Origin of the sequence: Arsenophonus endosymbiont of Apis mellifera (assembly GCF_903968575.1) — a bacterium.
GTDB classification, from domain to species: domain Bacteria; phylum Pseudomonadota; class Gammaproteobacteria; order Enterobacterales; family Enterobacteriaceae; genus Arsenophonus; species Arsenophonus apicola.
Map to the genome: position 1 here is coordinate 85,147 of NZ_CAJCFU010000078.1, position 22,242 is coordinate 107,388.

23 protein-coding genes are annotated in these 22,242 nt (G+C 31.3%); 5 read left to right on the forward strand and 18 right to left on the reverse strand.

Annotation, left to right across the window (positions count from 1 at the left end):
- Positions 1-30 precede the first annotated feature (30 nt).
- Positions 31-243 (forward strand): hypothetical protein, encoded by a 213-nt coding sequence (locus H1X92_RS12995; RefSeq protein WP_180560541.1) that lies wholly within the window; start codon positions 31-33, stop codon positions 241-243.
- Positions 244-571: 328 nt separating this feature from the next.
- Here H1X92_RS12995 and umuC read toward each other — a convergent pair whose 3' ends face one another.
- Positions 572-1,843 carry a translesion error-prone DNA polymerase V subunit UmuC gene (gene umuC, locus H1X92_RS13000; protein WP_180560542.1) on the reverse strand — a complete coding sequence of 424 codons (1,272 nt, stop codon included), beginning with the start codon at positions 1,841-1,843 and terminating at the stop codon, positions 572-574.
- 8 nt (positions 1,844-1,851) lie between these two features.
- A complete protein-coding gene (umuD, locus tag H1X92_RS13005; RefSeq protein ID WP_225507002.1) occupies positions 1,852-2,235 on the reverse strand; it encodes a translesion error-prone DNA polymerase V autoproteolytic subunit in 384 nt (127 codons plus the stop codon).
- A 661-nt stretch (positions 2,236-2,896) separates the two neighbouring features.
- Between umuD and H1X92_RS13010 the strand changes: the two genes are divergently transcribed.
- The 4 genes from H1X92_RS13010 (at position 2,897) to H1X92_RS13025 (ending at position 7,054) form a co-directional block, all read left to right on the forward strand.
- Complete coding sequence (locus H1X92_RS13010) at positions 2,897-4,147, forward strand: class-III pyridoxal-phosphate-dependent aminotransferase (protein WP_180560544.1); 1,251 nt, start codon at positions 2,897-2,899, stop codon at positions 4,145-4,147.
- Positions 4,144-5,205, forward strand: a complete 1,062-nt coding sequence (locus H1X92_RS13015) for a zinc-dependent alcohol dehydrogenase (protein ID WP_180560545.1) — start codon at positions 4,144-4,146, stop codon at positions 5,203-5,205. Before H1X92_RS13010 ends, H1X92_RS13015 begins: the two co-directional genes overlap by 4 nt.
- A 20-nt stretch (positions 5,206-5,225) precedes the next feature.
- A complete protein-coding gene (locus H1X92_RS13020) occupies positions 5,226-5,855 on the forward strand; it encodes an HAD family hydrolase (protein ID WP_180560546.1) in 630 nt (209 codons plus the stop codon).
- An 80-nt stretch (positions 5,856-5,935) separates the two neighbouring features.
- Complete coding sequence (locus H1X92_RS13025; protein ID WP_180560670.1) at positions 5,936-7,054, forward strand: MFS transporter; 1,119 nt, start codon at positions 5,936-5,938, stop codon at positions 7,052-7,054.
- Positions 7,055-7,619: 565 nt separating this feature from the next.
- Here H1X92_RS13025 and H1X92_RS13030 read toward each other — a convergent pair.
- From H1X92_RS13030 to H1X92_RS13110, 16 genes are all read right to left on the reverse strand, one after another.
- Positions 7,620-8,891 carry a glycoside hydrolase family 68 protein gene (locus tag H1X92_RS13030; RefSeq protein ID WP_180560547.1) on the reverse strand — a complete coding sequence of 424 codons (1,272 nt, stop codon included), beginning with the start codon at positions 8,889-8,891 and terminating at the stop codon, positions 7,620-7,622.
- A gap of 547 nt (positions 8,892-9,438) precedes the next feature.
- The gene (locus H1X92_RS13035) at positions 9,439-12,915 is read right to left on the reverse strand and encodes a hypothetical protein (protein ID WP_180560548.1); all 3,477 of its coding nucleotides are present in this window, start codon (positions 12,913-12,915) and stop codon (positions 9,439-9,441) included.
- Between the two features lie 59 nt (positions 12,916-12,974).
- Positions 12,975-13,625: a hypothetical protein gene (locus H1X92_RS13040; RefSeq protein WP_180560549.1), complete on the reverse strand. Its 651-nt coding sequence runs from the start codon at positions 13,623-13,625 to the stop codon at positions 12,975-12,977.
- A gap of 368 nt (positions 13,626-13,993) precedes the next feature.
- Entirely contained in the window at positions 13,994-14,272 is a 279-nt protein-coding gene (locus tag H1X92_RS13045) for a helix-turn-helix domain-containing protein (RefSeq protein ID WP_051296968.1), read from the reverse strand.
- A 172-nt stretch (positions 14,273-14,444) separates the two neighbouring features.
- Entirely contained in the window at positions 14,445-14,987 is a 543-nt protein-coding gene (locus tag H1X92_RS13050) for a hypothetical protein (RefSeq protein WP_180560550.1), read from the reverse strand.
- Positions 14,988-15,224, reverse strand: coding sequence for a hypothetical protein (locus H1X92_RS13055; RefSeq protein ID WP_180560551.1), 237 nt, complete (start codon positions 15,222-15,224; stop codon positions 14,988-14,990).
- Positions 15,202-15,867: a hypothetical protein gene (locus H1X92_RS13060; protein WP_180560552.1), complete on the reverse strand. Its 666-nt coding sequence runs from the start codon at positions 15,865-15,867 to the stop codon at positions 15,202-15,204. Before H1X92_RS13060 ends, H1X92_RS13055 begins: the two co-directional genes overlap by 23 nt.
- A gap of 271 nt (positions 15,868-16,138) precedes the next feature.
- Positions 16,139-16,402 (reverse strand): hypothetical protein, encoded by a 264-nt coding sequence (locus H1X92_RS16280; RefSeq protein ID WP_180560553.1) that lies wholly within the window; start codon positions 16,400-16,402, stop codon positions 16,139-16,141.
- A complete protein-coding gene (sctJ, locus tag H1X92_RS13075; protein ID WP_180560554.1) occupies positions 16,403-17,194 on the reverse strand; it encodes a type III secretion system inner membrane ring lipoprotein SctJ in 792 nt (263 codons plus the stop codon).
- Between the two features lies 1 nt (position 17,195).
- A complete protein-coding gene (gene sctI, locus H1X92_RS13080) occupies positions 17,196-17,495 on the reverse strand; it encodes a type III secretion system inner rod subunit SctI (RefSeq protein ID WP_180560555.1) in 300 nt (99 codons plus the stop codon).
- A gap of 36 nt (positions 17,496-17,531) precedes the next feature.
- Positions 17,532-17,843 (reverse strand): type III secretion system needle filament subunit SctF, encoded by a 312-nt coding sequence (gene sctF / locus H1X92_RS13085; RefSeq protein WP_180560556.1) that lies wholly within the window; start codon positions 17,841-17,843, stop codon positions 17,532-17,534.
- Between the two features lie 13 nt (positions 17,844-17,856).
- Positions 17,857-19,041, reverse strand: coding sequence for a PrgH/EprH family type III secretion apparatus protein (locus H1X92_RS13090; RefSeq protein ID WP_180560557.1), 1,185 nt, complete (start codon positions 19,039-19,041; stop codon positions 17,857-17,859).
- Between the two features lie 136 nt (positions 19,042-19,177).
- A complete protein-coding gene (locus H1X92_RS13095; protein ID WP_180560558.1) occupies positions 19,178-19,435 on the reverse strand; it encodes an acyl carrier protein in 258 nt (85 codons plus the stop codon).
- Between the two features lie 212 nt (positions 19,436-19,647).
- Positions 19,648-20,769: a hypothetical protein gene (locus tag H1X92_RS13100; RefSeq protein WP_180560559.1), complete on the reverse strand. Its 1,122-nt coding sequence runs from the start codon at positions 20,767-20,769 to the stop codon at positions 19,648-19,650.
- Between the two features lie 16 nt (positions 20,770-20,785).
- Positions 20,786-21,910, reverse strand: a complete 1,125-nt coding sequence (locus H1X92_RS13105; RefSeq protein WP_180560560.1) for an IpaD/SipD/SspD family type III secretion system needle tip protein — start codon at positions 21,908-21,910, stop codon at positions 20,786-20,788.
- A 116-nt stretch (positions 21,911-22,026) separates the two neighbouring features.
- Positions 22,027-22,233: a hypothetical protein gene (locus H1X92_RS13110; protein ID WP_180560561.1), complete on the reverse strand. Its 207-nt coding sequence runs from the start codon at positions 22,231-22,233 to the stop codon at positions 22,027-22,029.
- Positions 22,234-22,242: the final 9 nt, after the last annotated feature.

The window sequence follows — 22,242 nt, forward strand, 5'->3', positions numbered from 1 at the left end:
ATAAGCGCAGCACTATCATACTCATACGAGGTGGCAGAATTATTTGACGCTGAAATTAACGATGTTTCTCCATCATGCGGTATTATACTGTCTGAATTTATTGAATTATCCGTTGAGCTTTCTTCATTGGCGCTATTTTCAGCTACTTTTTTATCGCGTTGCGCAACATCTGATGCAGAAGATAACCGGTTAGTTGATGAGGTGTTTGAGTTTACTAATTACATGAGACATTCCAATATTTAATTTTAATTAATGTTAAATTATATAATTCAATGTTATTTTTTGTTAAAAATAGTTATCGAAAACATGAATAAATAATTTATTAATCGATTGTTTTATGGTGATAAAAATTAGTTAATTGTGGAATGTAATGTACAGATATGATAAATAAATCATCGATTATTAAAAAATAGCTACCAACTATTAGATTAAAAAACGCTATTGAATTTGTTTAATAAAAATCCGATACGCTCAACATAATAGCCATTAGCAGGGGATGTGAAATCACCAACGCTTTTCAAACACAGCGGCTAAATACAACAGCTTAAATATCGCCAAATCGTTTCTTATATTAGCATTTTACAATAGGTATTTGATTAATATCTGTCGTCCAATGAGGAGAAAGATATTCTTGCTTCATTACCCAGGGATATTTTTTATTAATCAGCCCTTGCCCGGCAAAGCCTATTTTGCCAATTTGATTTTGATTGATAGTGTCGATCACTTGCATAAGGGAATACGCGTTAGCTAATGGCTTTTCTGTTGCAAAAAGAGAAAGTTGGCTCAAATCTGGTTCACTAAAATCACTTAGCATGACACTACTTTTGCTATATCTAATCCCCGGCTGCCATATCTGCAGTAAAATCTCCGTTGCCGCCTTAATAATATCTCGACTATCTTGCGTTGGATAAGACAATATTTTGCTCGCATATCGATAAATAGCCGGCTCGCTTGATGAGAAACGACTAGTTTGGATCGCAATTCTAACAAAACGACAGCATTGTCTTTGTTGCCTTAATTTTTCTGCTGCACGCTCTGCATGCGCACAAATACTTTGTCTAACAAATTCAAACTCACTGATCTTACGGCCAAAAGAGCGAGAACAAATTATCTGCTTTTTGGCTTTTTGTTGCTGTTCTAATGTTAAACACGCAACGCCATTTAATTCGCGGACTGTCCTTTCTAATATGACAGAACCAAATTTGCGCGCATCGCTTGGCGGCATCTGGCTTAAATCTAATGCCGTTTTAATATTCATTAATTTTAATTTTTTGGCTAATTTTCGACCTATCCCCCACACTTCATCAACGGCAATTAAAGACATTAATTTTTGTTGCCTATCGCGTTGACTAAGATCAACAACACCTTTTGCACCTTTCCATTGCTTGGCGGCAAAATTGGCTAATTTAGCTAACGTCTTTGTCGTGGCTATCCCTACCCCAATAGGCAAATGACAGCGCTGCATAATTTGTTGTTGTAGATAACAACCGAATTGGGTTAAATCGTGTAATGAGTCAATATCAGTGAGATCACAAAATGCCTCGTCAATAGAATAAACTTCTAATTTGGGTACCAAAGAGGCTAACACTTCCATGACACGCATACTCATATCAGCATAGTAGGTATAATTGGAGGAAAATACCGCTATATTGTTAGCTTTAACCATCGACTCAATTTCAAACCAGGGTGCTCCCATTTTTATAAAAGCTTTGGCTTGCTCAGAACGTGAGATAACACAACCATCATTATTAGAAAGAACAACCGTTGGTTTTCCTTTTAAATCAGGCTGAAAAACTTGTTCGCAAGATACATAAAAACTATTAACATCAATCAGGGCAAACATTTTATTACTCAAAAATAATGAATAGCATATCTGACAACACCAAAAATACGTACAGACATATCTTCATTGATAACAATCGGCGGATAAACAGCATTAGCTGAAAGAAGTGCTTTAAATGGAGATAATTGTAAATATTTACATGTAAATTCTCCATTTAATTCGGCAATCACAATCTCACCCTGTTTTGCTGTGTTATGGCACTCCACAATCAGCAAATCTCCATCTAAGATCCCGGCATCTTTCATCGAATGACCCGATGCCCGCAAAAAATAGGTACTTTCAGGAAAACGAATTAATTGTTTATCTAAAGAAAGCCGCTTTTCAACATAATCTTGAGCAGGAGATGGAAAGCCACAAGCAATCTTATCTAAAAATAAAGGCAAATTACCCATATCAATCACCATAATAATACTGTATAAAAAAACAGTATAATATAGTAAATAACAAAAAATAAAATATTTTTATCTGGCAAAACAGATTGGAAAAACGTTGTGGTCGATATTTTGCCTAACAACAAAGCATCTAACATCGATTTAAGGGCCACTAACTGGTTGTTAAACTATTTTTCTGATTAGTTAATTAAAGTTATTTTTTAAATAATTATTACTCTAATCATGTAAAATATTAATTTAAAATATCAATCGATATTTATAATCAAATAATATTTTAAAAAAATTAACATCCTCTGTAAAAAAAAATATTATCTGTTTAATTTTTTAATTAAAGAAATCATAATAGAGATGAATCAACAAAATCTTTAATTTTAAATTATTATTTTTAATATCACATCTATATGATAACTTATATTACGATTATAAAAATTCAAATCAATCCATTAAATACACTCAATTAACAAAAACCAAAACATTGATTTAAAAAGAAAAAATAATAAAGTAAGTTAAAATTCATTAATTTAACACTGATTAATTTTTATTATTTTTTAACTGGCATGTAATTGTCATTTTTTTGATTTATTTTTTGATATTTATTAATAAACAATAATTATAAAATCATAAAATATATTATATTAACTAAATTGGAGGCTTTAATATTATGCAGAAAACCTTTGAAACTCTTATTGCTAAATACCAAGGTGAGGGTCCCTACTTAATTATAGATGGAAATAAATATATTGATGCAGCTTCAGGGACATTCAATCTACCACTTGGCTACACTAATAAAAGAATAGCCGATAAACTAAAGCAGCAAATAGATCGCTGTACCCATTTAAGCTCTGCCTATACCCGTGAAATGTCAATTTGTATTCTACAAAAATTAATCAAATATCTTCCTGAAAAAATCAATCGTATTTGGTTTAGAGATGTTTCAGGATCGGGTGCTGTTGAAGGTGCAATAAGGATGGCACAAAAAGCGACTGGCCGCTCTGGCGTCATTTCACTATACCTGGCCCATCATGGCCAATCGCTGGCAACGGCACAAATATCCGGTAATGCTTTTCGAATCAAAAATTTTCGCATTAATATTGAAGGATCGCTTAAAATTCCTATGCCGCCTAGCCTGCTAGCCGGTGCTGAAGACACAAATATATTAGCGTCTTATCCCGATCTCGATCAAATTATCCAACTCGGCTCTAATGACAATATTGCTTGTCTTATTATTGAGCCTGTTATGGGTAATGGTGGAAATATTGTTATACCCACTGATTTCTACCGCTATATAAGAGATGTCTGTCATAAATACGGCATTATTATTATTGCTTATGAAGTACAAACCGGCTTTGGTCGTACTGGTACGTTCTTTGCCTCTAATGGTTATGCCAAGGATCTTGATCCTGACATTATTGTTTTTGCTAAGGGTGCAGGCGGAATTGGCATTCCAACAGGCGGCATTTTAATGAAAGAAGAATTAGATGTGCTTGAATTCTATGAGCACTCAAGTACTTCTGGTGCCAATCCATTAGCCTTAACCGCACTTAATGAAATTATTGATATCATCGAAGATGAAAATATTTTGGCTAATGTACAACAAAATGAAGGTTATTTACGAGATAGTTTAATTGCATTACAAAATAAGCACGATGATATTACTAAAGTACGTGGCCTTGGATATATGTTTGGCTTCGACACACCATCACCAGAATACGCAGCTCAAATTATTGATCTCGCTAACAAGCATCATCTTATCATTCGAGGATCGCGTTATGGTAAAAGTTGCACCCTAAAAGTACGTCCACCACTCATTTGTACCCGCCAACATATAGATGAAATTATCAATAAATTGGATATCACGTTTAATGAAATGAGTCAGTTAAAATCAAATAAACCAGAGGTAATGATACCATGAAGGCACTCAAATATTCACAAGCTTGGCAAATCAATATCCATGAAACCCCTGCTCTGCATTGCCAAGAGGCTGATGATGTGATTGTTAATATCGCAGTATGTGGTGTTTGTGGGACAGATATCGGTATTATTAATGATAATTATCCAGTTGCGATAGCGGGAACTACGCTCGGTCATGAGGTCAGTGGCGTAGTAACTGAAATTGGTAAGAATGTCACTAAATTTAAAGTTGGCGATCGGGTTGTTATCAATCCAACTTATGCCTGCCAAAAATGCCGGATGTGTTTAACCGGTAATCCTAATCATTGTGAAATGAAAATGGGGACTGAAGCCGGTGTTTCTTACGATGGCGCTTTTGCTGATCAATATCGAGCTAATGAAGCTTTTTTAATTAAGTTAGACGAGCATGTCAGTATGGAGGCGGCCTCACTCACTGAGCCCTTGAGTTGTACCATTACCGGTGTTGATAAACTAGCCATTACCCATACTAATATTCGTGCTGCTGTAATTGGAGCAGGCCCAATGGGAATGCTCTATTTATGGGTACTTCATCAACGTGGTGTAAATGCATTTATTGTTGAAAAAAATTCCCACCGCTATCAGTTTGCCAGTAAAAATTTACCACCCAATAGCAAAATTTATCATGATTTTGAGTCAGCAATAGAACAAGAGTATGGTACAAGCAATAGTCAAATAGATTTATGTATTGATACTACCGGCCAAATTACCGAATTACTCATTTCTCACCTGGCCCCTGGCGGTAAATTACTTAATGTTGCCTTAAAAGATAAAAAAGCAACGCTAGACGTACTAAAAATCGCTGATAAAAGTTTATCGATAATAGGTTCAATTGATTCACTAAATAATAGCTTCGAACGTGCTTACGCGATGATCCGCGATAAACAGATCCCGGCAGAAAAACTAATAAGCCATACCTTCAGTTTTTCCGATTATCTATCCGCTTTTCGTACCGTTGGCTGTGATATTAATAATAAAACAATGGTTCCACTTGAAGCTCCCAACTGCAAAGTACTACTACGACTATCTAATATTAATTAGCAGATAAGCAGAATAGTAAAATGGATAAACTGACAGTTATTTTTGATATAGACGGTGTTATTGTTGATAGCGAACAATTACATTTTGACGTTCTACGCACTGTGGCAACTGAGCAAACTCAGCATGTTGAAGCTCAACAATTAATTGGGCTAAGTTTAGAGGAAACCTTATCATATATTGGTATCCCACCAGAACAGCAACCATCGGTTTCCGCTCAAGTGATTGAAACCTATAAAGCTAAATTAGCTAAAAAATATTTGCGACCTGGGGTCATTGATTTAATTAATCTACTGGAACAACGACATATTCCATTTGGATTCGTTTCTACGGCGCCACGTGATGTATGTTTAGCTAACATAAATTTACTTGGACTATTAACCCCCATTAAATTGATTGCAGGTAATGATGTTAAATATACCAAACCTCATCCAGAACCCTATCTCACGATGATGACTCAACTAAAAGCTAACATCAATAACACCATCGTTATTGAAGATACAGATTTAGGTATCAGTTCAGCTTATGATGCCGGTCTGCGTAAGATATATGCCTGGCCGCATCCGTTATCTACTGGGCAAAATTATCATCAGGCCACTGCGATCATTAACCATCTCGATAAGATAGTGGATTTGGCTAAGCTGAAAAACTAAAGCTAATTTTCAATCAATTTTTAAGCTGTCTGTTCGCTGTCGAGGAACTCGTTGTGTCTGAAATAAATATCGTGAGAGCTATGCACTTGCCTATTATTGCGACTCGTAAAGCATTTTTTATTGCTGGCTTTAGTTTAGCAAGCTGGGCACCATTAATACCTTTAGCTAAGCAACGGCTACAGGTAGAAAATGGCACCATGGGGGCGATACTACTGGCTTTTGGTTTAGGCTCTTTATTAATGATGCCATTATCTGGGATGCTAGCAGCTCGTTTTGGATGCCGGCGAATATTTACTCTAGCGACAATATTAGTGCTGGTAACATTAGCAGCACTCGTTTCAATAGAAACGGTTTTACCATTAGCAATCACACTATTTCTGTTTGGTGCGGGTATTGGTGCAATGGATGTTGTCGTTAATATTCATGCGGTGATTACGGAAAAACAAGCACAAAAACCAATAATGTCAGGTTTTCATGCCCTATTTAGCTTGGGAGGATTTGCTGGTGCTGGCATCGTTAGCTTGTTATTAACATTTGGCGCTACACCATTACAAGTAATTATATTAGTTATATTATTTATAAGCTTACTAATGATATCAACCTGGAATGGCCTAACCAATTATACTACCGCAAATGACACGCCTTTTTTTGTCCTACCAAAAGGTAGTGTGATTATCTTGGGATTATTATGTTGTATCGCTTATATCATGGAGGGCTCCATGCTCGACTGGAGTGGTATTTTACTCCTCAGTCAACAGAATATTGCTCCTAATCATGCCGGACTAGGCTATACATTATTTGCCATTATGATGACCTTTGGCCGCATCTTTGGCGATAAAGCAATTAGCCAATGGGGCGCTCAGCGGGTATTTATTAATGGTAGTTTTATGGCAGTATTTGGTTTTGCTATTTTGGTAGCCAATGGTCCATTATGGACATTAGCAATAGCCTTTATGCTAATAGGTCTCGGATTATCAAATATTGCACCTATGCTATTTACTGTCTCAGGAAAACAAACTGCAATGCCTGAAGCATTAGCTGTAGCCGCAGTGTCTACGCTAGGTTATTCTGGTATTTTACTTGGACCTGCTTTGATTGGCGGTATTGCTCATATGTTCACACTTCCTGTGGCTTTTATTTGCGTGACATTAATGTCTACCGCTTTAATTTTTTGTCTGCGGTTGATAAAACTCACTTAATATTACAAAATTAAAATTATCACAATTTTAGAATTTAGCATTCTCCTTTAAACAGAGGAGAATGCTAATCATACTAAATCAAAGCGAATAAAAAATGCTTAAACTAATTAACATCTGACAATTAAATATTCCAATGGAAATCTAAATTAAACAACCAATAATATGATCAATCTTTAATAATTTTTCATTAACATTTTCAAAATTCATCATAAAATTAATTACGTTTATTGCTTGAAGATAGATAATGCATTCATTTCTTATAAATCGAATAAACGTTTATTTCTCAATGACTATTAGGTGAAAATCTTTTACATCAATGCTGGATTATCTAAATTATCTATCAAATTAATTTGATCTTTCTTGCTGACTAATTGCTCTGCGGTAATAGCCCCCAAAAGTAACAACTAAATGTTATATTTTAATGTTAAAAAATAGGTTAATTTTTCAGGCATAAATTGAAATTAATAAATTAAATAACAAAAATATCAAATTAGTCAGAAAAACGATTGCTTAAATTTTATTCATCTGGATAAGAATTTAAAATAAATTGAGCAACTATAACAAGTTAACCACGGCATCTCTTTCTTACTACCACATTCTCCATCGGCGGAATATAACCGTAGCCAAACTCTTTCACCATAAATGTACGGTTTCCTTCAATTTTGACTTGGATCGTTGGTGCTTCAGTGCCACCAATGCGATATTGTCCTTTACCATCATCAATATTAGGATTGGGAATATTATCAATAAATGATGTAACTAAGCCATTGGGCATAACATAATGTGAGTAAGTTTGATAAGGGCGAGCTGATGGATTGCCAAGAACTAAACCAGAGCCATTTAATGGTTCATAAGGTCCGGTCAGGTTGTTACTAACAAAACCATATACACCATCAGGTCCATTTAAACCGTCGGCATAAGTATACTGATGACTGACCGTAAACAAATAATATTTACCGTCTTTAAATACATAATGTGGCCGTTCAGTCTGATCATTCACACCTACAGCAGTGAGCAATGGAGGAAGTAACTGCCAGTTCTCACCAGATTTGTCTTTTGCTACCGCAATTCCAATACAACCACACTGAAAACGCGCCCCTCCAACCTCTTCATATCCAGGCGGAATGTCCCCCATATCATCACTGGTAATAATATGTGTGCCACGTTCACCGGCCACATTGCCTTCAAAAACCATATAGAGCTTCCCATCGATAGGATCAATAAAAGGCCATGGATCGCGAAAATTCCAGTATTGATTTTGTTCTTCTGTCTGATAATAAAAACCATCCGCCGAGAATAGCGGGATCACTTCGTCAAAACCGACCATTCTAACATCCGTTTGCGATGTAACAACCCGTCCACAAATTTTAGCCATACATGCACCAGGAGTTACACAGGAATAATATAATTCTATTTCACCTTTATCATTCATAAGAATCGGGGTTCCAGCCCATTCCCTACTGGTAGGTGAAACCCCCTCTTGCATCACTCGACCGCCAAATTCCCAACTTTGACCATCCCTTGAATACCAAAAACAGATACGAGCACGGCCGTGACGATCATGCCAATCACTCGTTATATCATATCGACCATCTTTATATTTAAATAAATCTGGACGTCTTTCAGCCGTTAATGTAAAGATGATTGACCATCCATTAACCGAAACAATCGTTCCATCTAGCGTTCTAAGCGGCATGGTATCCCAGATAAACAACGTTTCATCCATAACCGGAAAATTATAATCAATAAGTGGTTGGGTTGTTGTTGGATCATCTATATAAACTTTAAGAGCATCAGCTCTTGTCCAACGACTAGTTTTAAAGGCTATATTAGTCATTTTATTATCCTTAAAATAAATATCTTACAAAAAACAATTAACAAAAAATTCAATAAAGTCATTTTTTTATTTTGTTACTTATTAAAATAATTAGTAAAGATAATTTTGATAGTTTTTAATTTGGCATTAAAGCTAATACTATTTCATTAATAGATAAAAATATGGCGAAGTTTAGTTGCTTATTTTAGTGTTTATTTTTAATTTAAAATTTAATTAAAAAAATAAAAGCATTTTTAAAAAAATTTAAATAAAAAATTTGCCTCTGTCATTTTATAAGATATTTACCCTATTGCTAGCACAGCAATAAGTTTTAGTACACAAGTACAAAATTCAGCATTACACAGTAAAAATTTTCGTACTCATTGCTAAGATATATGAGCGAAAAGGTGTTTTAACACCAGACCCCTTTAATGACTTTTTAGCAGCAATTATTCTGCTATCATCGTTATGGATAGCAGAATTCAATGCGCCGGTATTTTACTTATAAGCTAATTTATTATCAGTTACCTCTACACCGGCTAATAACATTGTCATGCGTTAAGGGCAATTATATATTAGAGAGATAGTTATCTAATAACTGAAATGAATATCTATTTAATGAGAAAACGGCGATTATCTGTTCAGCAAAGCTTTGCTCATCACTAGGTGTATCCTTAGCCAATAAAGTTTCTAATGCTGACTTTATTACAGCGGGCGGAACCTCTGTTAAACCGTCACTATAATATTCTGCATGCAATTGTAAAAAATTATCAATGCTTATTTTTTTTAACACTAATTTTGCTATATCATTGGTCATTGATTCAATAATGCTGTCCATTTTATTATGCTCTGCTGCCCGGGCAATGCGACTATTAATCACTGTAAGGTTTTTGTAGAGACCAAGTAATTTATTCCAAAAGTTATGATTGCGCATGTGTTGCTGATTAATTAGCCATTGTTGGGTAAAATTTAAATCACTCGCTGGCATAAATGTTTTAGGATACGGCCGCCACCATTCGGGATTATGCGCAATCTTTTCACTGTATGTTAGCGGGTAAGCTGTGACTTTTTTGCCTAATTTATTGGCTAAAACCTGCCCAGAAGGATACCTGCCATAAGCGCCAAAGCATGATTGTAACTCGATAGCGCCGACCGCACGTAAATCAATCGTATCTTCTGTTCTTAACATTAAACCTCTAACAACATCGGCAAGTTCTATTGAATCCATATAATTAATAATCGATGGTGCCCCATGGGCCCTAATCAGTAATTTATTACCTTTTAAACCAAACATGGAATCTTTACCTAACAATGACGCTTGTCGCATCGCCGATAAGTTAACCTTACCTGCCGTTACTTGATAAGAACCAAATTTACCATCAGCAAGTTGGGTAAAATTACCACCAAAAATTAATTCCAAACGATCGGTATGCCTAATGGCAAATTTTCCATCACCCAGGCTAACCATTAATTTCTTAACAGAATAATTATTTTCGTGAAAAGCAACTAGGCTACCTTTAGGCAACGACGCCAATTCCGAATAATGATTAATTTGTTTTTGATTAGTCATCAACTTTTGTAGCGTTTTTTGATGATTACTGGAGGAATATAGCGATTTCGCCACACCATAAAATACCAACGCTTGCTCAGAAGATAACTCACCTGATCGCTCTAATAGCTCAGCAATACATTTTGCTGAATCGGTCATAGCCTCTGAGACTAAATCTTTCGCAACTTGGTCTATCGGTTGGCCATAACTGTATTTTGCTCCTTTAGGATAACCAGCCCAGACATTTAATCCACCGGCTTCTAATGAACCGGAATGTTTTAAAATACCGCCTTCAAATTGGCCTAATTGTTCTGCCGTAATAATTTTCTTACCATCGCCTAAACTGGCATCCAATAAGCTATTTTTTATACCGGCAAAACGTCCATTACCAACACTAACCATCGCATGTACTGGCCTATCTGCATTAGCCACTGTTTTGGTAAAAACAACAAGCTGTCCTTGTTTAATTTGCAAAAGATCATCTATGGTAGTTATTTTTTGCACATCATTAAATAAATCACTATTACGCAAAAAATCAGTATAATATTTGGCCTTCTTTAAATTTTCAATTAATGAGCGTTCTTGTAGCTCAGTAATGACATTTGCTTGCTTTAATATATCGGCAATATAAAGTTCAGCCGTTTCATACTTTGTTCCCGCCAGCATATTTGAGCGAATAGCCTCTCTTATCCGATTTCTTGGCGCCAATCCTATGTAACTCATAGTGTTGGTGCTATTAAGAATATTAATATTCTGTGATTGTAACGTCATTTTTTTCATTCCTAGCACTAAACTAGCCGTAACAGTTCGATTCATCCCATAATGGGATAAATCATCCAAAATATTATTTGGAGCAACAAATACTTGTTTAGGTAATTTAGTCTTGGCATAGAGCGTCCCTGCCTTAGAAATTATCTTTTTTAAAACCACAAGAGAGATCACGCCCGCAACTTCTAAACCCATCGCAAAAGCGGCTTGATTTAAATAATTATTACGCTCTTCTAGGGTATCGCTATTAGCGGCCTGGCCAAATGAAGGTAACACAGTAATTAAACTACCATATAAAAATCCAGCTACAGGTTCCATAAAAAAAGCAGGTAATATAAATAATTTAATATGTTCGAATATGTTAAATATGCTATTTTCACTATGAGAAAAAACTAATACATCTATATCAGCAAGATACATTTCTAATATATTCTCATATAAATAAGAATAATCCTTACCCTTCTTTATTAGTCTTAACTCTGCAGCAACCATTTTATGAGCTACCGGAAAGTGATAATTAAACCAATCACTTATTTCTTTATTATCTTTTATTTGATTTTTCATATCTCGTAGTGAACTAAATTGGAGACGTTGACCGGTAATGGTCGAGATCACACTAATTGGGGTATTCTCTGGATGGAGATTTTGATAATTAATTGGGTCATTTCCGGTGCGATCCATTATTTCACGCTGTGCATAAACTAACAATGATGGGCTATTTTCGATAAGATAATAGGGTTTATTTTTATTATTATAATCATTAAGTAACGTATCGATATAATGATAAAATTTATTTTTCATATTACCATTATTCTTTAATCCCTCTATATTATTAATATAATCCTTTTGAACATCAAATGAATCGATTTCTTCGATTATTTTTTTATTATATTTATTTGGAAAATTTCTATCTAAATTATACATCATGAAACCTAACTCATGTGATATATATTTTTTATCCCTACCAGCAAGAATATCATATATTGTAAATTTTTTATATTTGCTAACGGGATCAAAAGTACTTAAATATCCAAAACCTTTTCTAGTTATTTTATAATCTACTTCATCTGTTAAAGAAAGGTTTTCAACTTGATATTTATCCTTAAGATTAGATAAAAAATCAGTCAAATATTGAGCTGAGCTTGGCATTAACTTATTAATATCATTTAGTTCTTTTTCTAACTTTTGAAAATTTTTAATAATATAATAATGCGCTTTGATATTTTCACACTCTTCTTCTAAATAATATATTAAACCGGGTTGAAATTCAGCAGGAAACTTTAGTTTAATGTGATCTCTTTTTGAGAAAGGTGAATCAATTTCTTGTATATGTCGTAACATATATTCATAAATTGTGGTTGTATCAACTTGAGTTCTACCATTTTGATCTTTATAACTATAAACATACTCAGTTAATGTAATATCCTCTAATGATAATTTACCAAACACATGTGCATCGGTTTCATAAATAGATGCTAAAACAGATATTGCATAAATATTTAATGTTTCAATTTCTGGATTAATTGTAGATTTGCCACTATTAACTTTTTTTATTATTTTATTTGCTGCATTAATCATTTCATATACTTCTGCTTTTTCTGCCGCAGTCTTATTTTGCCAACCTTCTACATTGAGGGTAATTATATGCTGGATAATATCTTCTTTATTAAAATGTATCGGCGTTTTTACTATACTTTTTAATTTATTTTCATATAATGCTTCAAGCATATTTAAATAGTGATCAGAAACATATTTATCAGTTTGTTCAATTAAAGTAATGATATTATCTAATCCATAAACAAATGCTTTACTACTATCAGCTGAAAGGGAATAATAAAAATTTTTTCAATTATATTGCTTAACGCTTGAATAAATCTAAAAATAGGAATTGTGTTTATTGAAAAGCCCAGCGTACTTAGTTGATGAACACGAGTGGATTTTTCTGCTATCAACAATACCTTACTACAAACTTCAATATCATTTTCAATTCCAATTATTTCATTTTGTATTATTTTATATTTCTGTTCATCTGTTTTTAATATCGTTAATTGCTGTCGACAATTTTCTAGTTGTAATTTTTTTGTAGCAATTTTATCTTTTACTGTAACATAATAATCCAACCCAGTTATGTTATTTAGATGTTTCATATTATTGTCAGCAGCATTAATTAAATTGAGAATATCAACAAGAATATCGCTTGAAATAGTTTTCTTTAAAAAGGTATTACGAATATTTTCTGCGCGCTGATCACTTATTGCATTCATCATTGCAAAATGATCAATGATTTCCGTCCCTTTATCTGATGATATTAGCATTGTCGTTTTTTCATCTAATATTTGTTTTACTGATTTGTCTTTTTTTAGCTTATTATTATTCTCATTGTCCATGTCTAATTTGATAGGATTTATATTTGTAATACGACTAGAAGTTATTTCCATAAATATTCTCGTCTATACAATAAATTATTCTAAAATACAATTATATTAATAGAATAGTAATTAGTAATAAAAAAAATAACAGCATAAAAAATATTTATTTTTTATGCTAAATACTTCTCTAAAAAATAAAAATAATTTATTCAATTCGATTAAGTTAAACATAGTAAAATCACACTAGTACATATTTAGCTAATAAACCAACAAAAACCCCCAATTCCTATAAAAGAAATGGGGGTAATAACTCTGTGTTGGTTATTAAAAAGAAAAATAAAAATGCAGTTTATTTTTCCATAGGGACGAAGAAGATTCTATTTATATCAATATTATCTTGATTTTTAATCGATAGTTTAAAACAAGATGAATACATACTAACGTTTATTTTTAGTTACCATTAAACAATTACCCATACTATAATAATCCTCCCAAAAGTTAATTCTCGAATTAACAAAATAACTTTCTATAGCGATATCTAGTACCCTTGAAACTTTAATCAACCATTCAACATTAATCCTAACTTCACCTCTCTCATAGCGAGAAAGATGTTGTTGGCTAATACCTAATAAAGCTGACAGATCTGCTGCTGAAATTTGCAATTTTTGTCTTTTTTTTCTTATCATTTGTCCAATATTATAATTTATACAATCCATAATATTCACCATCAAATGAGACATTTAGCATGAGGGTATATTAACTAAAATGTTAATCATAATCATGATGAAAAAATTAATAAATACTAAAATATAACATTTAAAAAAAATAAAAGACTAACTTATGATAAACAATTTATTTTTTATTAAAAATAGCTGAAAACAATTGACATCAACAATTCAAATAGTTATCTAAACTTTTTTTAAATAAAACATAATCAATATCATATCGTGAGATTGTTCTAATTTTATTTCTTAACATATAGATGGGTTGATAATCAGGAGCCCCAACTTGCTCAATTTTACTGCAGATCATCTTTTTCTGTTTATCTTGTTGCATAAAATTATTTAAAATAATCCAAAAAGAGTTAGATTCGGCTTTAGTTAAAAAGGCTAAATTCTTAATCAATAAATTATGATGAACTTTTTTAGCATAAAAAGTATTTATTCGATTTGCATCGTAATAGGTATAACTTCCGGCTAATGAATAAAGAAAAACACCTTTTTCATATTGGTGTAATTTTATACAATCCACCATTCTCTTATATAAAACAATCGGTGTAGATTTATTTAAATTATTTTTTACCGTTGTACATTCTAAATGATTATTTAAACCGCTGATTGATAAATTAGTCTGATCATGAAAATTATGGCACCCACTGATGATGCAAGAAAAAAATATAACAAGATAAATAAAAATAGTTTTACTTACCATTTATAATCCTTCCTCTTCACTTTCTTTGGCTTTGTCATATAGTTCACGTAGTTGAGTATAAAAAAGAGGATCTACGCCCCTTGTTTTATTTACTAAGTAGGAATCATTATAATTTGCAATCATTTCATTTTCTTTCAGTCTATCATCTAATGATTTAATTTTTTCGGTAATAGAAGATTCTGTAATAGAAGATTCTGTAATAGGTGACATAATATTATTCATTATCGGAATTTTCATATTGTTGTCCTAAAGGTGAAAGATTATTAATAAGAAGAACAATATTTTGGATCATTTCTTTATAAAAATATTTTTCTTGTATAGATAAATTTATATGTTCTAATATCAAGTTATGTTCAAGTCTTATCATATTATCTTTATATTTAATAAGAAAATAGTTTTCAGCATGGTAATCAAAAATAATATTTTCTTGTTTAAACTCAATACAATTAACAATTTTATATTCTAATTTTTTATATAATTCTGGCTGAATAATAATAAGTTCATCTTTCTCTAAATTATTAGAAAAACTAGCTAAACAGCTATTGATAAAATAAGCAACTAATTTTTCATCATCAATAATCTTATTTAAACATTGATTAACTTGATTTAGTACTTTTTGCTGAATTGCATGATAAATATCATCAGAATTTTTAAAATAACAGATAATATTGTCAATTATACTCTTTAACCCAGCTTTGTAGCCAATTAAAAATGCTTCTTTGCTTATTCTATCCGACTCTTTGACTGCATTTTTGACTATAGTATCGGCATAATTTTTAGACTTTTCAGTAATTGAAAATGCTTTATTATGTTCAGTCAATATCTCTTTTTTTAATAAAACATTATCTATTATATTGAGACTATTGATATCTTTTTGCATATTGAACAGCCAATTTTAATAAATTAAATTGTGGATTTAATTTAGCAAAGTTATAATCATCATTGTCTATACGAGGAAATAATATCGCCAATCTTTTCATTACTGTATCTGACAAATAATCTTGAAATATATATATTTCTTTTCTGGCCAATAACCATAAATCAATATCAGAAAAATTGTTTTTTGCGATAAACACGAAATCATCAATAATATTTAACTGACAAAAATTTCTTATATTTTTATCTAATTTTACTATTTTTCCAGTGCGAAATCATAGTGAACGATAGCGTAAACAAGCTAACATAAAGGAAACTTGCAATATTATATTCCAATTTTTTATAATATATCTTTCAATATGATTGCAATTAAAAGTACTATCAATCGGCAGGGAATAAAAATTTATTACTACACTATTAAAAATCGACCTACAAGCTTTATTATTAAAAATTGCAGGAATAGAAAAATGATCGCTATGCATCCAAGATATCGGATCATATAAGAAAAAATTAATTTTATCACTAGACATCATAACCATTTATTTATTACTTTTATCTTTTAGAATAAGTTTTTCTTTAATAAAATTTGTCATAGAATTATTATTCATAGTAAGTAATGCTGGTATCTTTCTATTTTTATTTATCAAGAAAAATAGAAAACAGATAATTAAGATAATAAAAATATTAGCAAAAAATAACCATATAAAACTAGAGGTTGTCCCCTGATGATGGGATATTAATTTTAATCGATTTATCTGTTCCATTTCTGTGGTAACTACAGAAATATCATCATAACTTACGCCATTTACACTATTTTTTAAAAATCTTTTTATATCATTAATTAATAGGTTTACATCCTTAATCGTATCATTATATTTAATTAATGCCGAGACATGATATTTGTGCTCTTTTTTGCTTTCAACACTATTTAACTCATAGCTAATATGCACATGAGCAGTTACGATGCCTTCAATAGAATGTAAAGATTGTGCCAATCTCTGTTCAATTCCTGAATAGAGGCGTGCTTTTTCAGCTAACGGTGATGATACTAAGCTATTAGACGGAAACATTTGCGCAATTTCTAATCTGGGTTTACGTGGTAAACCGTAACGATTAATCAAATCTACCGCCGGAATAAAATCTTCTTTTTCAATATAAATAATATAACCCGATTTTGCGCTCTCTTTTTTATAAGCATCAATATTATTCTGTTGTAATAAAGCTATCACTTCATTGGCTTGGTTTTGATCCAAATTTTTAAGTAATTCCTGTTCATTACAACCGGTTAATAACACCAATAACAAAATTAAGTTGAGATAAAATTTTTTCATACTAGGTTTTCAATAATGTTTCAACAGCAGTTACTCCTTTGCGAGAGAGCGTTTGTAATAGAGAAAGGCGTAAATTATAATCTGTCGTCCTTTGTTGAAGATAACTTAAACACTTTGGATCAGAATAATTGGCAGGGTTATTTGCTATATTCAATATTTGTTCATATTCCATTTTGGTTGTATAAGATAGCCTAGCAAAATGCGCAATTAAATAATTATCTAAGCCAACCGAACCAGGATGTAAGTTAACAATATCAGTAACATGGTTACTAACAAAGGAATTAATAATTTTTGTTATCATAAATCACTCTTAATAAAAAATATTTTTCTAAAAAGTTTAACGGAAATTAGAAATAATATTGTTATCAACATCTTTAAGCGCTTTTATCACGTTAGATTGGAGATTACGATATAAGGTATATTCAGAAAGTAGAGATTGATATTTAGCTAACAGCATTGGATTTGATGGATCCTTAGTTAATTGTTTTAAGGTGTCATCAAGAGCGATATTCATTTCTTTCACACCATTATCAAAGCTGGCCGCTGTTTTAACCAGATAACCACCAACAGACTGGGTTGCATCAAATTTCTCTTGTTTTTGACCAGTATTAGCCTCATTAACTTTGCTACTGCCAATTGATGCCGACATATAAAACCTCCTGTTAATTTTTATTAAAATAATAGTGAAATGGAGAAGTACGTATATAATTTTTACTACCATACCTAAAAGATTTATCTTGTAGCCAGTCACTATTTAACTCAATAGTAAAATAAATATAATTTCTTCCCCAATTTTGATAAAAATTATTAATAAATAGCTTTATTGACTGTATTTCCTGATCACTTAAATTATCTAAGATAAAAAAAGTAATGCTATTTTTAGAGACAATTTTTTTGTAATTTATTTTTAGTTTTTTAATTCCATGTTCAGAAATATTTTCAATATACTTATCACTGATAGACTTAAAAACCACATTAGTTACAAATAAAAAATCTTTTTTTAACTTTTTGATCAGATAAGATTTTTCTTTATCCGTTAAGCTTGTTCTTTCTTTACTAACTGATATGACTGGCTGCTCAGCTTTATCCAGCTCAATAGCATGAAAATAGACTAGCGGAAAATTTTTTCTCAACCAGCTAGCAAGAGCTCTAAGTTGCTGTTTTTTTGATAATACTTTCACTTGACTAGCATCATCACTATTATTCAATAACTTTCTAGCATGATATACATAGCGTTCTTTACTTGCTAACAGATATATAATGTTATCCTGACCATAACTTATTCGATAATGTTCTAAATCATTACGCAATAAAACAGAAAGCTTAGATATTTTTCTTTGTTCACTAGTAAAATAAAAATAAGCGCAGATACCTATAACTAATAATATCAGTAAAAAAAATAATGTAATGACTAAATAATTTTTCTTGACAGGAGAAAATCTATCTGCCGTTATATCAATAATCGGGTAACGATAATGTAAGACCTTTTCACTAAAGCTATCATCCATGTTACGAATCGCAAATGAAAGGTCATTAATGTAGTATATTTCATTCAATGTAATACTTTGTTCATTATCGACATTTTCATCACTGATTTCTCTAACAATGATATTACCATTACCACTTAATGTATTATTTTCAATAATTATTTCAAAACTATATTCACGATCAAGACAAGGAATGTAAATAAGATTATTTGGATATAGGTTTCCCTTATGTATCGTCTCAATTGTGCTATCATTTGTGACCATAAAAACAGTATGAAGATTATCAAGCAAAAATTCACACCCAGCTAGTTTTCCATTCAGGATCCTAAAAACGAGTTGCTTATCTTTATTCATCTCCATACAGTTAATACTTATCTAATTATTACTTTTGTCTACAATATGTTTTTTTACCAAAAAAAGCATAATCAGATAATCATCAAATTATAATGATAATTAACAAATGAAAAAATAATCCATGTAATATTTACCAATGTAATTAATATGTTTTATTTAAAACTAATTCAGATAAACCTAAAAAATTATATATATCTCCAACAGTTTCTATACTTTCAATATCTTTACTGGTGAAGTTTATCTGATAATAATTTTCTAACTCAATAAATAAATCTATTAGCATTAAAGAATCAGCCATACAATCATATATTAAATGCATTTCTGCTGAAATTTCTTCAATGGATAAATTGAGACTTCTTGCAATAATATTATTTATCATTTTATAATCTAAAGCATCCATTTATTATATTGTCTAACCATAGATAATAAAATAAATTTTATTAAAAAATATAATAACATATTATAAAACAAAGCACTATTGATTAAATTATATTTTTTAAATTATAATTAACAAGTAAAATAAAATATTTTATTTATAATATTAAATTATAACTCTATTTATACTAATATAATATTTATTCTTTATATAATTTAGCAATAACAATTACCAAATTAAGTATTCTTTGGATTATATTCTGGTTGAAATTCTAATCGATACTCTGGATTCCATCCCGTAATATATTTAACATTTTGAAAATTAGTCGCCAATGTTTCAAGCGGAGCACTCGCTTCAACTGATGATTGTTGAAAAATACCTTTATTATTTTCAATTGATTGGGCACAAGAGTTATCATTATTGTGATTTTGTGTGATATCACTAGAGCCAGGTTGTTCTATATCATATTTATTTGAAAAATTTAATGCGTTAAAAGCAATAAATTCACAATTAACTATATTATTAAAGCGCATCAAAATATCTTCTTCATTATTGAGAGTTGCCATTCTTTTATCATAAAAAATATTAAATCCTGCCGAAAAAAGCTGTCCATTTTCTATTTCCCTATCAATTAAGCTTTGTTCTATACCATACTGCTTAAAATGGGCATATAATTCTGTTAATGCAAGTTCTTTGATATAATGAGCAAATGATAATCCATCCGTATTTATAGTTTCACTATATCTAGTTAATAAATACTTAGCCATTTTTTGAAATTTAAGCGCATCCTTTACGCAGCTAGTGGTTGTGCCATTTAATATTGTAATATCACATTTATAATCTAATATTTTTTTAAAAAAATCATTAAATTCTTCATATATTTTCTTTCTATTATTTTTAACTAAACTTGATGTTAATATAAAATTTATTAATGCAATAAAAATATAAAGATGTTCTTTTTGTTTTTTGCTTATTTGGCTAAAAGAATGTTTTTTAAAGATCTCCAAAAAACGATTTAAGATTAATTGACTTTTTCCTTCTAATAGATCTAATTGACGATCAAAACTCATCACAATTGCTGTTTTTTGATCAGGCATTTTGATCTTAGCTTTATACATACGTTCACTTAATAATACATTATTACTCTTATTAATACTGCTATCACATTTATCATTAAAAACAGAAATAGATTGTTTAGAATGAGAAATACCAGCTATCGAATCACTATTACTATTGCTAACTTTCTGGATTTTACTTACGTACCTATTTGATGTGTCTTCAGAACAATTAGTTTGATCTATTGGCTGACTAAAATTTGCTACTAAACTAGCTTTATTAATACAAGATGGTTTAAGCATAACTCCTCTCTAATTATTAAATAGTAAGGAATGATTTATTTGATTCTTGTAACTCCCTAATTGTATTAGTCAATATTTTAATGACATTATCGTAAATAGCATTGGCATTTGAATATTTCTGCGTTACCGTTTGTGAAATGGTTTGAGCTTCTGTTTTAAATTGGTCAAAACCAGATTGCCATGCCGCCCACCGTGCTGAATTAAATGTAGCATCCGATATAAATTTTTTTTCACCTTTCTTCGCGCTAACTTTTGGAAAATTGTTGATGATTTCATCAATAAAGCTGACATCCATTTTAAGATAGATATTATTCTTCTCAATACTAATGGATTTCTTGGCATTCAAACCCAGCTGTTTAGCCCATGCAATCGCCTCATCTTGATTTTTTAGACTACCTTCAGCAGGTACCAGCCTTCTATGGCTATATTTACTTTTCAGTTCTGTAAGCTTATCAATTATCTTTTTTGTTTCATCAAATTTAAACTCAATCGTATCTTTATCGGTTTTTATAGCATCTTTAAATGAGGCGAGTATTTCATTAAGTTCTCTTAGCGCATCCGCATAAGATTTAGCGCTACGTTGAAAAACTTCCAAATAATCTTTATTAATATTAGTAATACTTTCAAATAAACTTTTAGCTATTTCCACGCTTGATTTAACCTTAGAAAAATTAGCACGATTAAATAATAATTTTTTTGCACCAGGTATATTTTCTTCTGTATATTCATCTATTACACTACGCATTATTCTTATTTTTGTAGCAATCTCTTCACTGTTTTTCCCCTCATAATCAAGACTATCCAAAAACGGTATTATTGCCTGACTTTCTATCTGTTGTCCGCCTCGTAGGGCGTCTGCAGATGACAACAAACGTTCATTATTGTTTATCTGTGCTGCTTGTTGATTTGATTTTTCACTGCCCGCTGGATTTTTCATTGCCTGAATTAACTTTTTATTTTTCCTAACTAAATCTTCATTACGGTTACGCAAATATTTTAGTTTATTTAATTCACCATCCTGATTAGCAATAACCGTTTTATTATGACTTGCCTGGGAAGAATTACTATCAGCCTTATCATCGTTATCATCATTTTTATAAAAAATTAATGCCTGATTTATAAAAGGGTTATAAATTTCCATCTCAATTCCTGTAAGGATCTTGACTAAAAACTCCAATAAGGGCGCTTAATATCAGCCTTAAATTTTAGTCGTATTAGTCTAGCAGTTTACTTTTTATCTCGAATACCGTTAACAAATTAACCAATAATAGCTCGACAAGTTTGAGCTCTACGTCGATATTCTTCCATGAACATATCTAAAATTTGTTTTAACAATGTGATAAATTCTTCTTGGGCTTTTTTAGAGATTTGCGCTATGTCACTAAAGGCACGTTCTTTTGCCAAATCAACCTGCGATTCAGCCGATTTTTCTGCCTGCGCTGTTGCATTCTGCTGTCCAGCCATCTGGCCTAC